We start from the raw sequence: 13,162 nt of genomic DNA on the forward strand, positions 1-13,162 counted from the left end.
CCGCGTGGTGGCCTTCCCGTAGACCGGTCGGTTCCGGGCATCACGATGGGTTTACGCCTGCAATGGTCGGGCACTCGGTGAACGTTTCCGACGGTCCCGCTTCGGATCGCCCGTCACGACTCAGGAAAGGGAGCGGTCACCATGGCGAAGGACGAGAAGGCCAAAGCCAAGGCCCAGCAGGTGAAGGGGAAGGTCAAGAAGGAGGCCGGCCGCTTGGTGGGGGACGACAGCGCTGCGGCCGAGGGCAGGGCGACCGAGGCGAAGGGCCACGCCCGGCAGGCGAAGGAGAAGGTCAAGGACACCTTCAAGCGCTGACGGGCCGGGAACGGGCTTGCGTCCCGGCCTCGGGAGTTTCGGGCTTCCCTACGACGAGCGAAAGCCAGGTACGACCAGCGAAAGCCAGGGACGCGTTCACGCTTCTGCCAGGGCCCGTCGGCGCAGGTGGGCGCAGGTGGTGGCGAGAATGCGGGAGACGTGCACCTGGGAGACCCCGAACTCGGCGGCGATGTTCTCCTGCGTCATGCCGTGGAAGAAGCGGAGGTAGAGCACGCGCCGCTCGCGTTCGGGCAGACGCTCGATCAGCGGCCTGACCGCCTCGCGGTCGACGACCACGTCCATCCCCGGATCCGGTGACCCAAGGGTGTCCGCCAGGTCGCCCGCGCTGTCGGCCGTACCGCTCAGGGGCGCGTCGAGGGAGAGCGTGTTGTGGCAGTGCAGTGCCCGAAGGCCGTCCCGTACGTCGTTCTCGGACAGGTCCGTGTGATCGGCCAGGTCCGTCACAGCGGGCTCGCGGCCGTCGGCGGACAACTCCTGGCGTGCCACGCGCACCTTGTTGCGCGCCTCCTGAACGCCCCGGGGGACGTGCACGGCCCAGGAGAAGTCGCGGAAGTGGCGCCGGACCTCACCCGTGATGGTCGGCACCGCGAAGCTCTCGAAGGCCACCCCTCGATCCGGGTCGTACCGGTCCACGGCCTTCACCAGCGCCAACGCGGCGACCTGCCGCAGGTCGTCCATCGGTTCCCCCTTCCCGCGGTACCGCGACGCGATCCGGTGCGCCATGGGCAACCACGCCTCCGTCACCTCCTCCCGCACCCGATCGCGCTCCTTCCCTTCGGGCAGCGCGACGAGGCGGCGGAACGCGGCCGACGTGTCGGGCGCGTCATCATGCGTGCGCGTACGGCGAGTTGCACGGCAGGTGGGCGTGCTCATGAGACCGCTCCTCAAGATCGGGATTCACGGTTCAGCACAGGGGGCCTCAACGGGGCCACTGGGAGCGAGCACGCGCGGCTCGTCACCTCTGGAGACGGGTCCGGAAAGGGACCTGCCCTGCGGTGTGCCTGCGTTCTGAAGCACTTCAGTCACTTGTACCTCTCCCCCACCCTTCCAAACCCCTCCCCTCCTTGCGCACCCCGCGCGCGACGTGCCGCCGAACCACTTTCAGCGAGCGGCGGACTTCAGGGAGCGGCGGAGCTGTCGCGCTCCCCGCTCGGGCCGCGGAGCGCCTGCCGGACGGACCAGAGCACGGCAACCAGCGGTACGGCCACGACCGCGCCGAGCACGCCTGCCGTAATGGCCCCTCCGACCACGGAGAGCGCCACCACGACCGGGTGCAGCCGGACGGCCCAACTCATGATCAGCGGGTGCAACAGATGGCCCTCGATCTGACCGATGAGCACGATGAGGACCACCACGATGCCCGCCACCAGCGGCCCCTTGGACGCGAGCGCGATCACCACCGCGACGGCCAGCGCGATCGGCGAGCCGATCAGGGGGACGAACGCGGCGAAGAACTCCAGCAGGGCCAGCGGCAGAGCGAGGGGCACGCCGAGCAGGGTGAGTGCGAAGCCGACGAGGATCGCGTTGGTCGTGGCGACGAGCAGCACGCCGTGGGTGTAGCCGGTGAAGGTCCGCCAAGCGGCCCGAGCCGCCACCGAGGTGCGGCGGCGGAAGCGCGACGGAAGCTCGGCGCAGAACCAGCCCCAGTACCGCTCGCCGGAGTGGATGAAGAAGACGGCGCAGAACACTGCGAGGGCGAGCACGGTCAACACCTCGACCACCCGGCCGGCACCGCTGAGAGCGGTGCTCACGATGGCGGAGCGGTGTGTCGTGAAGAAGTGTCCGAGTTCGGACTGGAGGTCGTCCAGGAAGCGCGGGGAGATCCGGAGCGGCGGCTGCTCCAGCAGGTGCACGATCCGGTCGAACCCGCTGCGGAACTCCCGTGCCAGCGTGTTCTGCTGTCCCGCGACGACCTCCCCGACCAGTGCGAACGCACCGAGGACGAGGACGACGCTGCCGGTCACGGCCACACCCACGGCGAGCGCGCGGGGCAGCTTCCGGTCCAACAGGTCTGCGACGGGCCGCAACACGGCCGTGGCCACGAGCCCCAGGAACACGGCGAGGGCGATCTGGTGGAAACGCCCGAGCACGGAGAAGGCCCCGAGGACGACGACCGCCACCACGACGACGCGCCAGGCGTACGCGGCGGCGACCCGCAGGCCATCGGGCACGCCCCGGGGCGGGGTGGGGCCGGACGGTGACACCGGCGGCTCGGCGCGGCTGGACATCCCTTTGCTGTACCTCCGCCGCCTGGTGCGACCACCTGGAGGCCGGTCGGTTCACCCGGAGGGCACCGCGCGGGTCCGCTGACCGGTCGGACCCGACTGCGGGCGATCGGGGTGCTCACCCCGTCGTGCCGTGCCGGTCGTCGGGTGCGGTTTCACGCTGCCTCGGCGAGCGCGTCGACGATGCCGTGAGATTGCCTTCGTCCGTACGGTCTTCATCGCCTCGCCCGGGGTGGGGGCCGGGCCGGCCAGGATGGCGCCGGGCCGTCGCCGCGGGCACCATCTCGCCGGCCGGTATGCGGCCTGGTCACAGGTGCGCTTGCAGGAACTCCCCGAGCGCAGTCCTGGTCATCGGACCGCTCGTGGCCGCGATCGCCTCTCCCCGGTCGATCAGCACGAGGGAGGGCGCGCCGGTGACAACGTACCGCCGTACGGGGCCGGGGCACCTCGCGATGTCGGCCCGCACGACGATCAGCCGGCCCTGGTGGGCGTCGGCCACCTCGCTGACCAGGGGATCCATTTCCTTGCATGCTGCCGCGGCCTTGGGCCACACCCCGTGGAAGTACGCGAGCACCGGAACGTCCGCCCTCGCCAGGATGAACTCGAACTCCGCTTCCTCCCGGGGTTGATGGACCCTGTTCGCCACCGGCACTCCTCGACTCATGGTGTTTCCGACCGCGGCTGCGCGCACCGCCCGTCAGCGGGCCCTGCGCACTCGGCCGGCCTTGCGGGCCTCCGCCATCATGCGGGCCTCCGCGGCCTTCCGGGATTCCTTCGGGGGGCGGCCCGCGCGGGTGCCCAGACCCAAAAACGCCGCGTTCCCGCTCTTCGTCCTGTCCTGCACCGGCGGGCGCTTCGCGCCTGTGATGCTGGTCAGCCGCTCCTCGCCGGAGCGAACCTGAGTGACGGTGGGCCGGATGCCGGCGTCCGACATCATCCGGTTCACGTCCCGGCGCTGGCCGGGCGTGACCAGCGTGACCACCCTGCCGGACTCCCCGGCGCGCGCGGTGCGCCCGCCGCGGTGGAGGTAGTCCTTGGGGTCGGAGGGCGGATCCACGTTGACGACGAGGTCCAGGTGCTCGACGTGGATACCACGGGCAGCGACGTTGGTGGCCACCAGCACCGTGATCCTGCCGTCCTTGAACTGGGCCAGCGTGTGCGTGCGCTGCGGCTGTGACTTCCCGCTGTGCAGGGCACCCGCCTGTACGCCGCTGCTCCGCAGGTGGCGGGTGAACTGGTCCACACCGTGCTTGGTGTCCAGGAACATCAGCACCCGCCCGTCCCGGGCCGCGATCTCGGTGGCCGTCGCGTACTTGTCTGCGGGATGGACGTTCAGTACGTGGTGCTCCATCGTGGCGACCGAGCACTCCGCCCGATCGACCGTGGCGAGCACCGGCTCGCTCAGGTAGTGCCTGACCAGTTGGTCGACGTTGCGGTCGAGCGTCGCGGAGAACAGCATCCGCTGCCCGCCGGGGGGCATCCGGTCCAGGATCTCCGAGACCTGTGGCAGGAATCCCATGTCGCACATCTGGTCGGCCTCGTCCAGAACCGCGATCCGCACCCGGTCCAGGTGGCAGTCCCGCCGGGCGACGAGATCGGTCAGCCGTCCCGGCGTCGCCACCACGACCTCGACGCCCTCCCGGAGCAACGCCGTCTGCCGGCTGATCGCCAGCCCGCCCACCACGGTCGCCGAGCGTAGCCCGAGCGCCTTCGCGTAGGGCGCCAGTGCCTCGCTCACCTGCTGCGCGAGTTCCCTCGTCGGCACCAGGACCAGCGCGAGGGGGCGCTTCGGTTCGGCGCGCCGGCCCGCCGTACGTGTGAGGAGGGCCAGCCCGAAGGCGAGGGTCTTTCCCGATCCGGTCCGCGCGCGGCCGAGGACGTCCCGGCCGGCCAGGGCGCTCGGCAAGGTGGCCGCCTGAATCGGGAACGGCTCCCGCACCCCGAGCTCCGCCAGCACCTCCATCAGCTCGACCGGCAGTTCCAGCGCCGCGAAGGACCCGGCCGGCGGGAGACCGGGCGCCGGCGCCCCCGGCATCGAGAGCTCGCCCCGCGGGGCCCTCGCCTGGTCGGACCTGCCTGGTCCGGAGCGGCCTGAGGCGGACTGCTTCGCCTTCATGGGGTCCTTCCTCGTTTCGGCGCCCCTGAACGGACCGGGGCCCGTACCTTGTCCGGCACGGGCCCAGGATGACTGCGAGCGTGACCACGACCTTACCAGCGCGGGCCTCGCACCGGCTGCTCCACGGCCCGGCGGCCGCCGCCGGACCCGTCGGCCCGCACGCCGTCCCCGACACGACGGCCGCTCCCAGGACATTCTTGATCAACTCGATCAGCCGAGGAAGCTCAACCGAACCTGGCGGTTGACGTGGTCCACGTTCGTGTCCGCCAACCTCCGTTAGAGCAACCTCAGCCTATCCGGATGGCAACGCACGCCAGTCCAGCCGTGGCTGTCACCTCGCGGGGCGGCCAGCACGGCTGAAGCATCCGCTCGGCGTGCGGTGGCGGGCCGTTTCCAGCCCATCACACCTGCGTCACGGCTTCCTTGCCACCCGGTCACGAGTCGTAGCGTTCGGTCACCACCATCGCCGTCCCTGCGAGTACCGCTCCCGCAGGCGCCTCAGCCCACTCGGCGAGCAGCAGCGGCTTCTCGTCCACGGACTTCAGCAAGTGAGCGATCTCCTCGGCGGTCGGCGCGACCGGAAGGGCACAGCCGACCATGTCGTGGCCTGTCGCGCTGGTGTGGTTCCCGGGCTCCTCCTCGGGATCGTCCGGCACCCAACGGCCGACCTCGATCTCCCACGAAGTCTCGTCGTCGTCTGGTTCCGGCGCTTCGATCGTCAGGTAGAAGCCGTCGGAGTCGTACGGCTCCGCGAAGAGACGACAGCTGGGGTCGTCGAGTGAAGCCCACTCGGCACCGCCCTGTGAGTGCGCGGTGACCAGCACCCGGAGGGCAGCGACCGCATTCTCCCGTTCCTCCGAGGTGAATCCCGACTCTCGTCGGTCGAGCTGCTCGCGCGTCTCGTCGCTCAGCGTGTCCAGCCCGTCGTCGTACTTCACAAAGGGGTGACCGAATTCCCAGCGGCGCTCGGTCTCCGGATCCTCCTCCGAGGAAGTTCCCGAAAAGTCCGCGAGTCCTGCCTGCAACCCGTGCTTCTCTGACTCCAGTTCGGATCGGATCGCCCTGCTGACCGTGTCGGGGAGAGCCGCCACGGCACTTTCCAGGTCGGCAAGCGCCTGGTGAAGCCGCAGGCAGACGTACTCGTACCACAGACTGTGGGCGCCGCCGAGAAGAGCGGTGCGGGCAGCTGGGTCGGTCAGCGCGGCGAGATGCGTGCCCGGGTAGTAGCCCACACGCCGTTCCCGGCGGTCGTGGATGCTGACGGGGGCGGTGGCGAAGGCGGAGATCCGATTGAGGGCGTCGACGACCGGAACCGCAAGGCGAGGCTCGGCAAGACTCGTAACAGTCTTGGACACGACGCCGTCCGGGCCTAGGTAGGTCGCCAGGATCTGGGTCTTTCCACGGGTGGCGTGCTGAGAGTAGATGGTCAAGGAAACGCCTTTCGGCCGTCCGGCACACGACGGCCGGACAGAACAGGTGCGCAGGAAGCAGGAAGAGAGGTGGTGGCGAGGGCGCGTTCCGACGCTCCGTACCTCAAGATGACCGGGGGTGGCCCAGGTAAAAGCGTTCGAATGCGTGTCGCCCGTGAGGTTGTTCACCAGCGCTTCCGATTGATCGGGCCCCGAATGCCGGGATAAGTTCCGCAGGCATGCCCCACCCGGGCCAGTCGGGCCCGGCATACGGGAAACCAAACGGGGAAGAAGACCGCATAAGCACAGGTCTTGCGTGGAAACATCGCCTGCGCTCCTGCATGCCTTCTTCCCCGGCTACGCACCTAGGCGTGTACGTGAAGCGCACTGCTCTGCGCACGGTCGGTGTATCGCCGCGCCGCCGCCGTGGCCTTCGGTATCGCCGCGCGGCCGCCAACGCCGTCACCGCCGCACCGACCTCGACCGCCGTGTTGGTTCCGGTCAACGCTCACCAGTCGACGACGTCCCCCAGTACCCCGGCGGACGTGACACCGCAGTCGATCAGGTCGATCTGGAACGCGATCAAGAACGCGGGCCTGGCGAAGAAGGGCTACACCGGCTTCATGCGGTGGGTCGACAGCCTGTCGAACTTCAACCCGATCAAGTGGGCCATCAAGGCGATGCCGAACTACATGGTCATGGAACTGATCGACTACATCATCCGCAACTACTGACCGAAAACCCACCGCAGAGCCACTGCGGCTGATTTTGCCCTGCCCGCCGGACGGAAGCCGCCGGCGGGCAGGGCCCTGCCCGATCCGAAAGGTGATTCCGTGGCCCTGACCCGCCAAACGGTCGTACGTAATCTCTGGGCGTCGCCGGCACTGTTCATCACCGCGGCCTTCATCGCCTTCATTCTGGTGCGTTCGGATAAGGCCATCAGCATCGGTTGGCTCCTCTACTGGGCTGGCTGGTTACCGCCACTAGCCGCGCTGGTAACGTGCGCGGCCAGTAAGGAAAAGCCAGGCACCGGAGGGATCTTCGCGCTCTGCGTCCTCCTCATCTTCGGTGGCGTCTTCTGGCTCAACCATGGCTGACGCCGTCCGCGCCGAGAAACTGACCTGGCAGCAGCGGGGCAAACGCATCGTGGACGACGTCATGTTGACCGTGCCCGCTGGGACGGTGACCGGCTTCCTCGGGGCGAACGGAGCAGGGAAGACGACCACCCTCCGCCTGATGCTCGGACTGCTCAACGGGCAGGGAACCACCACCTACTTCGGGCGCTCCCTGGCACAGTGGCGGGATCCCGCCCGGGTCGTCAGCGCCGTCATGGGCGGGATTGCAGGACACCCTCGGCACACCCTGACCGCACACCTGCGCATGGTTGCCGCAGGCGCCGGAGTTCCCGACCGGCGAGTCGCCGACGTCATCGAGCAAGTAGGACTCACCGGCACCGCCGACCAACACCTCGCCACGCTATCGCTCGGAATGGCGCAGCGAGCAGGCATCGCCCAGGCACTCCTGGCCGACCCGCCCGTGTTCTTCCTCGACGAACCGACCAACGGACTCGACCCCCACTCCATCCGATGGCTGCGCGACACCCTCCAGAGCATGGCGGCCAATGGGAAGGCGATCCTCGTCTCCAGCCACCTCCTCGCGGAGACACAGCAACTCGCCGACCGGGTCGTCGTACTCGCACGCGGTCGAGTGGTGGCGGAGACCGCAATCGATGATCTGGCCCGACTCGGCGGCGAAGTCACACTTCAAAGCCCTCGGGTCGGTGAACTCGCGGACCCCGTGCAACGGCTGAATGGCACCTTCGTGCTCCTCGATGACGGCAGAGCCACCATCCGAGGCATCAACCGGTTCCAGGTCGGCGACCTCGCTGCCGATCGCGGGATCCCCCTCCACTGGCTCGACGAACGCCCACCCTCGCTGGAGGACTACTACCTCTCCGTCGCCGACGAGGAGTTCCAGATCCCATGACGAAAGAGCTCCCGACGACCCGTGCCCCCAACCCCCGGACGACGGCACTGCGACGGGCCGTCCACTACGAATGGCGCCACCTCTCAGCCCTGCGCTCCACCTGGATTCTCCTGGGAGCGATCGCGGCACTGAGCCTCCTCTGGAGCAACCGCGCCCATCGGCTTGCACGACAACCTGGCACCTTCGACATGGGCAACGGTGACCGCAGTCCAGCTGGACGCCGTCACCCTGCAAATCCCTCTCAGTGCAATCCTTCTTCTGCCTCTGGCAACCGGCCCGATCACCACCGAACTCACACGAGGCACAGCTCGGACAACGTGGCTCACGCTGGCTGATCGGCCGACCGCCTTCTGCGGCAAGCTACTGATCAGCGCGGCACTTGGAGGGGCAGGTGCACTGGTCGGTGCTGCCCTAACCGCCTTGGCCATGACCACCACACTGGCCCTGACCGGACGACCTCATCCCGTATGGGGGCAGACGCTCCCCAGCCTCCTCGGCTACACACTCTTCATGATCTGCTGGCCCGTGATCGCCACATCAGTGGCAGCCCTAGTACGCAATCGCGCCGCCACAGCGATGCTGCTGGTGCTGTGGCCCCTGCTCGGCGAACGGATCACCGCACTACTTCTCCGTGTTGCCAGGCTCGATGTCCTTGCGGGCTGGCTGCCTTTCGGCGCCGGCCGAGCCGCCATGGCCGAAGGTGCCGATACTCTGCCCCAGACAGACCGACCGCTGGTGGACACCCTGGTCGGGAGCGACCTCTCGGCCGGGCCTGGAGCAGCACTATTCCTTGCGTTCACTGTCGTTGCAGCAGTTGTTGGCGCCCGGTCCTACCGCGCCGAGAACGCGAGCTGACCTCGGCGAGGAGGAGACACCAGCCGGAACGCGTCGATGGCGCGTGCTCGTCGAGGAGCCGGGGAGCCGGAGGAACTGCGTCACGCTCGCCCGACCGGGAGTGAGGGGGCTCCGGACCAGCCCGGCGAGTCCGCGCTCGTACGCCCGCACCTGCTCGCGGGCCGCGGCGATCCACGCGCCCAGCTCCCCGCCCGTACGCCAGGTCCCTCTGTAGCCCAACGGTTCGGCCTCCGCACAGGAGAGCCGCTCCAACTCGTGCGCTACGTCGTCCACGACCCCCGTCCCCTACGACCCCCCGGGTCCCCGGACCCAGTGGTGATCCTCGGACCGGGCCCTGCCGCAGCGTCGGGGGTGTGCGGCGACGACCGCCACGAAGACCCCGGGCCGGGCGGGTTTCAGAAACCGGAACTCGTTCGAAGCCCTGCCCCTGGGCCCGAGTACCACTCGGGCGGTGGAGCAAACGGTCCCGACGCGCGGCGTCCGGGAACCACGTCACCTCCGGGCGCGGGCGCGGCACTTGGCCGTGGCAGACAAGTCGGCTTCGGCAACAGTGGCTTCTCGGCCAAGTGCGGTTGGGGATCGGGGCGCGGAACGGAATTCTCCGGGTGGCGGCTGGCCGTTCTGCGGGTGGACCAGTCATCGAAGACGGCGGAACGGCAACCCGCGCGCCGTGCGAGCTCAGCCGGGCCCGCCCTGCGTGGTCGGCGTCGTGCCGAGCGCCGCGAGAGACACCGCGTTCGAAACCTTCACCGACCCCCGCCTCTGCGCAGCCTTCGTCGACCGCCTCACCTTCAACGGCACGATCATCGAGACCGGAACCGACTCCTACCGCCTCGCCAGCACCCGCGCTCGCGCCGAGGAGTCGGCCAAGGCTGGCTGACCTGTGCTGCTGCCTGCCTCGACGGCCCGCCGCCCTCCGGGCGGTGGGCCGTCCTCACCGACCCCAGTCGTTCCGCGCGACAGGCCCACTCAATCCACTGTCCGTGAAGCGGCTGCTTCGATGCCTGACGCCCGCAGCTTCCGGGCCAGGAGCTCCATCTCGGGCAGGGTCCCTGAGTACTGCCCGGTCAGGACCTGCTCCAGCACGGCCCGGACGCCGTCCAGGCCGATGCCGAGTTCCGCCCGCAGCACCCGCATGACGGCGGCGTTCTTCGCCGGCGGGGCTACCTGCAAGCTTGCCCGCCCGTGCTCGGAGAGCAGTCGGCCACGCAGTTCCTCCGGCAGGTCACCGCCACACACCGCCAGGGCAAACCCGCAGGTCGGACACGTCGACTCAACATCCCACCGCAGAGCCTCGCCCACCAGCGCCTGAACACCGCACCACTCTGCCTCAGCACCGCACCCCTGGCAGACAGCGGAGTACCTGATGGACTCGACCAAGATCGATTTTTCCATAATCCCACGCCTCCCGAGGAGAGGTTAGACGGCAGACGGCGAACGTCTCCCCGGGGCTCCGACACGTCCCCCTGACACCCGAGTAGACGATCCAGGCCACGCTGGTCCATGCGTTGACGCCATCTCTCGTGAACATTCCGAGGCGCAGTGATCACCAACTGACGCCCAAACCGGCAGACAAACGCTGCCGCTGAACATGAACAAAGCCACGGCCGTTCATCGACCGCACGCGGAGCCCTGTCGCCCATCCGTACACCCCGTACGCGGGAACCCCCGCGTTCCGGCTACCGGGTCGGGACGTCGCCGCGCGGCTGAGTGAACCGGGCAGGATCGCCTATGCACGACTGGTCCTTCACGGCCTGGCCCGATGGAACAACACTCACCTCACCAGCAACTGGAACCGGGACCGAACTGGCAACAAGGACACGCAGCACGTCTCGACCCCCTGTCCGCTTTCATCCGTGGCCAGCGCTGGCTCCCGGTGCGAGGCCGTGGCGGCACCATCCGCTTCGTCCGGCCAGACGAAGCGTGGCATGCCCCCTCGCCCCTTGAGCAGGAGCCGGCCTTGCCCCGACCGTCCTGCGGCAGCTTCGCCCCCTGTTGGACCACGATCAGGTCCTACGACGGCTGCGTGACGCCGGGTTGCCGACCTGGGGCGACCGCAGGGACAGCGCCAGGCTCGTCGCCACCCTGGGCGAGCTGGTGAAATCGGATGCCGTGGACGACGTCCAGATCGCGAACGCCGATCCCCCGGCGCTTCGCCCGCAACGCCTCCCACCCCACCTACGCGGCCATGCTGGAGGTCGGCCGTGCTCAAAAGACCATCCTCGTCGCCCGCTACCTGAGGCTTCGCGACCTTCAGCGGGGGATCGAGGAGGGCCTGAACGTGATGGAGTCCTCCAACGGCGCCAACTCCGTGATCGCCTACGACAAGGGCGGAGAGATCGCCTCGAACCGGCGCGACGAGCAGGAGATGTTCGTCCTGTACCTGCGAATCTTGCAGTCAGCTCTGGTCTTCGTAAACACCCTTATGCTCCAGGACATCCTGGGCGAACCGGAGTGGGCCATCCTCCTCACGCCCGCCGATAGGCGCGGTCTGACCCCGCTGTTCTGGTCTCACGTACGCCCGTACGGGGAGGTCAACCTCGATATGGACGCCCGCCTCAGCCTCACCGCGGTCACGGTGCCCAGCCCCCGTACGGCGGGCGATAAGGAGTCGGCCGCCGAACGTGCGGAGCGTGAGCCGGTCCACTCCCGTCACGCCCGCAGTGACGGGAGTGCGCCCTCTGTGTGATCCGCCCAACAAAAAGGAGCCGGACGACGGGCAGCCGTACCAGCGGGACTGTCCAATCCTCGAATCGGAACAGCCGGGCGGGTGCCCAAGAGGGCACGCCGCCCGGCTGCGGTCAGTCGGCCGCCGTCGGCTCTACATCCAAGACCGCCTTGCCTGCGATGCGCCGGTCCAGCAGCGCTTGGGCGGCCTCGGTGACACGCTCCCAGGGACCGTGCCAGTCGACCTCTGGGGAAAGCCTCCCTGCTGCCACGAACTCCAGCAGGGTTGACAGGTCCGGGCCGACCTCATGGACGTCACCGAATGTGTTCATCGTCTTGGACGGCCCCATGGAGACCAGCGAGTACGGCGCGAACACCGCCGGTTCGCCGGAAGCCCAGCCTATGTTCTGCACGCCCCCACCGGGGGCGAGGAGTTCCCAGGCTGCGGCCAGTTGTGAACCGCCGACGCCGTCAATGATGAGGTCCACCGGCCGGTCGATGCCTTCCAGGCCGACCACCACTTGGTGGGCGCCCAGCTTGGCCAAGCCGTCGGCGCGCGCCGACGACCCCACCGAGGCGATCACATGGGCACCCCCCAGGGCCGCGAGCTGGACCGCGTAGCGGCCGACGCCGCCGGCTGCGCCGGTGATCAGTACTCGTCGGCCCAGGATGGAGCGGGAGCGCAGCGTGCGTAACGCAGTGATGCCAGCCATCGGCAGCGCGGCGGCGTCAGCGAGGTCGACCTGGGCGGGAACTTCAGCCACCGCAGTGGTGTCCACGGCCATCCGCTGGGCCCACGCGCCGGCACCGAACGCCGTGACCCTGGCTCCTACGGACGGCCCGGTGCCGTTCGCCGCGGCACGAGCTACGACACCGGCGGCGTCGTAGCCGTGAACGGTTCCGGCCGGAAGCCGCCCGGCGAACGCCACCTCGCCGCGGTTGAGCGAGATGTGCTGGACATCGATCACCAGCTGATGCGGTGCTGCCTGGGGTTCTGGGGCCGTCCCGAGACGCAGGGACCCCTGAGCGTCGGGATCAACGAGGAGTGCGCGCATGGCCAGGAGCCTCTCTGTAGGCGTGCATCATTCGGACCGACGGTCCGTTTAATCCCACGACAGTATGCGGACTAGCAGTCCGTCCAGCCGAAGGATGCCCATGCCCGAACAGCGGGTTGTGGCTGTTTCGTGACGGTGAGTTGGTGTCCCGCCGCTCCTGGCCTGGGAGTAGAGGAGCGGCGGGACGATCCACCCGGGTTGCCGCCCTCGGGCCGGGTGGACGGTGGGCCGACCGCGGGGGCGCTACGAGGCCCTGCCTGCACTTCGCACCGTCGAACGCAGGGGTCTGGAGGGTGGTTCGTCGACGCTGGTGTGGTCCGCGGCTGTTCGCAGCTGGGTCCCGGGGGGTGTGCTTGGCGCCGCGGGCCGCGATGCTCCCTGCACGGTGGGGAGGTGGAAGACCTCGGCTCCGGGCGCGCCGAACAGGGGTTGGATCTTCCCGCGGGTCATCCAGGCTTCACACAAGTCACACGAGAATTGCGCTGCTTGGCGAGAGGAAGCCTCGCCGGCCAC

The 13,162-nt window shown here is 69.0% G+C and carries 13 protein-coding genes and 1 pseudogene; 7 read left to right on the forward strand and 7 right to left on the reverse strand.

Annotated features, from left to right (window positions below; all coding sequences use genetic code 11):
- Positions 1-141 precede the first annotated feature (141 nt).
- The gene (locus ACH4E8_RS14105; RefSeq protein WP_398447748.1) at positions 142-315 is read left to right on the forward strand and encodes a CsbD family protein; all 174 of its coding nucleotides are present in this window, start codon (positions 142-144) and stop codon (positions 313-315) included.
- Between the two features lie 96 nt (positions 316-411).
- On the opposite strand, the gene ACH4E8_RS14110 is transcribed toward ACH4E8_RS14105, so the two are convergent.
- The 5 genes from ACH4E8_RS14110 to ACH4E8_RS14130 form a co-directional block, all read right to left on the reverse strand.
- On the reverse strand, positions 412-1,209 hold the full coding sequence (locus ACH4E8_RS14110; RefSeq protein WP_398447750.1) for a SigB/SigF/SigG family RNA polymerase sigma factor: 798 nt from the start codon (positions 1,207-1,209) through the stop codon (positions 412-414).
- A 245-nt stretch (positions 1,210-1,454) separates the two neighbouring features.
- On the reverse strand, positions 1,455-2,564 hold the full coding sequence (locus ACH4E8_RS14115; RefSeq protein ID WP_398447752.1) for an AI-2E family transporter: 1,110 nt from the start codon (positions 2,562-2,564) through the stop codon (positions 1,455-1,457).
- 304 nt (positions 2,565-2,868) lie between these two features.
- On the reverse strand, positions 2,869-3,207 hold the full coding sequence (locus ACH4E8_RS14120; RefSeq protein WP_361544153.1) for a thioredoxin domain-containing protein: 339 nt from the start codon (positions 3,205-3,207) through the stop codon (positions 2,869-2,871).
- A 51-nt stretch (positions 3,208-3,258) separates the two neighbouring features.
- The gene (locus ACH4E8_RS14125) at positions 3,259-4,677 is read right to left on the reverse strand and encodes a DEAD/DEAH box helicase (protein ID WP_398447754.1); all 1,419 of its coding nucleotides are present in this window, start codon (positions 4,675-4,677) and stop codon (positions 3,259-3,261) included.
- A gap of 434 nt (positions 4,678-5,111) precedes the next feature.
- Positions 5,112-6,107 (reverse strand): hypothetical protein, encoded by a 996-nt coding sequence (locus ACH4E8_RS14130; RefSeq protein ID WP_398447756.1) that lies wholly within the window; start codon positions 6,105-6,107, stop codon positions 5,112-5,114.
- Between the two features lie 350 nt (positions 6,108-6,457).
- Between ACH4E8_RS14130 and ACH4E8_RS14135 the strand changes: the two genes are divergently transcribed.
- The 5 genes and pseudogenes from ACH4E8_RS14135 to ACH4E8_RS14155 form a co-directional block, all read left to right on the forward strand.
- Positions 6,458-6,820: a hypothetical protein gene (locus ACH4E8_RS14135; RefSeq protein WP_398447758.1), complete on the forward strand. Its 363-nt coding sequence runs from the start codon at positions 6,458-6,460 to the stop codon at positions 6,818-6,820.
- A 99-nt stretch (positions 6,821-6,919) separates the two neighbouring features.
- Positions 6,920-7,183 (forward strand): hypothetical protein, encoded by a 264-nt coding sequence (locus ACH4E8_RS14140; RefSeq protein WP_398447760.1) that lies wholly within the window; start codon positions 6,920-6,922, stop codon positions 7,181-7,183.
- Positions 7,176-8,072: an ABC transporter ATP-binding protein gene (locus tag ACH4E8_RS14145; protein WP_398447762.1), complete on the forward strand. Its 897-nt coding sequence runs from the start codon at positions 7,176-7,178 to the stop codon at positions 8,070-8,072. The genes ACH4E8_RS14140 and ACH4E8_RS14145 overlap by 8 nt, the downstream gene beginning before the upstream one ends.
- A gap of 198 nt (positions 8,073-8,270) precedes the next feature.
- The gene (locus ACH4E8_RS14150) at positions 8,271-8,927 is read left to right on the forward strand and encodes a hypothetical protein (RefSeq protein WP_398447764.1); all 657 of its coding nucleotides are present in this window, start codon (positions 8,271-8,273) and stop codon (positions 8,925-8,927) included.
- A 739-nt stretch (positions 8,928-9,666) separates the two neighbouring features.
- Positions 9,667-9,807, forward strand: a pseudogene (locus ACH4E8_RS14155) (AAA family ATPase); the annotation flags it as partial.
- Positions 9,808-9,896: 89 nt separating this feature from the next.
- Here the strand turns inward: ACH4E8_RS14155 and ACH4E8_RS14160 are convergent.
- Positions 9,897-10,100: a hypothetical protein gene (locus ACH4E8_RS14160; RefSeq protein ID WP_398447766.1), complete on the reverse strand. Its 204-nt coding sequence runs from the start codon at positions 10,098-10,100 to the stop codon at positions 9,897-9,899.
- Between the two features lie 1,015 nt (positions 10,101-11,115).
- On the opposite strand from ACH4E8_RS14160, the gene ACH4E8_RS14165 reads away from it, so the two are divergent.
- A complete protein-coding gene (locus ACH4E8_RS14165; RefSeq protein WP_398447768.1) occupies positions 11,116-11,616 on the forward strand; it encodes a Tn3 family transposase in 501 nt (166 codons plus the stop codon).
- Positions 11,617-11,728: 112 nt separating this feature from the next.
- Here ACH4E8_RS14165 and ACH4E8_RS14170 read toward each other — a convergent pair whose 3' ends face one another.
- Positions 11,729-12,562, reverse strand: a complete 834-nt coding sequence (locus ACH4E8_RS14170) for a zinc-binding dehydrogenase (protein WP_398447770.1) — start codon at positions 12,560-12,562, stop codon at positions 11,729-11,731.
- Between the last annotated feature and the right edge of the window lie 600 nt (positions 12,563-13,162).

It is taken from the genome of Streptomyces sp. NPDC017979, assembly GCF_044328175.1.
In the GTDB taxonomy this organism is placed as follows: Bacteria; Actinomycetota; Actinomycetes; order Streptomycetales; family Streptomycetaceae; genus Streptomyces.

What these genes read in the sequence shown, in the direction of transcription:
- ACH4E8_RS14105 (WP_398447748.1), top strand. Translation starts at nt 142, where the DNA reads ATGGCGAAGGACGAGAAGGCCAAAGCCAAGGCCCAGCAGGTGAAGGGG.
- ACH4E8_RS14110 (WP_398447750.1), bottom strand. Translation starts at nt 1,209, where the DNA reads ATGAGCACGCCCACCTGCCGTGCAACTCGCCGTACGCGCACGCATGAT.
- ACH4E8_RS14145 (WP_398447762.1), top strand. Translation starts at nt 7,176, where the DNA reads ATGGCTGACGCCGTCCGCGCCGAGAAACTGACCTGGCAGCAGCGGGGC.
- ACH4E8_RS14115 (WP_398447752.1), bottom strand. Translation starts at nt 2,564, where the DNA reads ATGTCCAGCCGCGCCGAGCCGCCGGTGTCACCGTCCGGCCCCACCCCG.
- ACH4E8_RS14125 (WP_398447754.1), bottom strand. Translation starts at nt 4,677, where the DNA reads ATGAAGGCGAAGCAGTCCGCCTCAGGCCGCTCCGGACCAGGCAGGTCC.
- ACH4E8_RS14165 (WP_398447768.1), top strand. Translation starts at nt 11,116, where the DNA reads ATGCTGGAGGTCGGCCGTGCTCAAAAGACCATCCTCGTCGCCCGCTAC.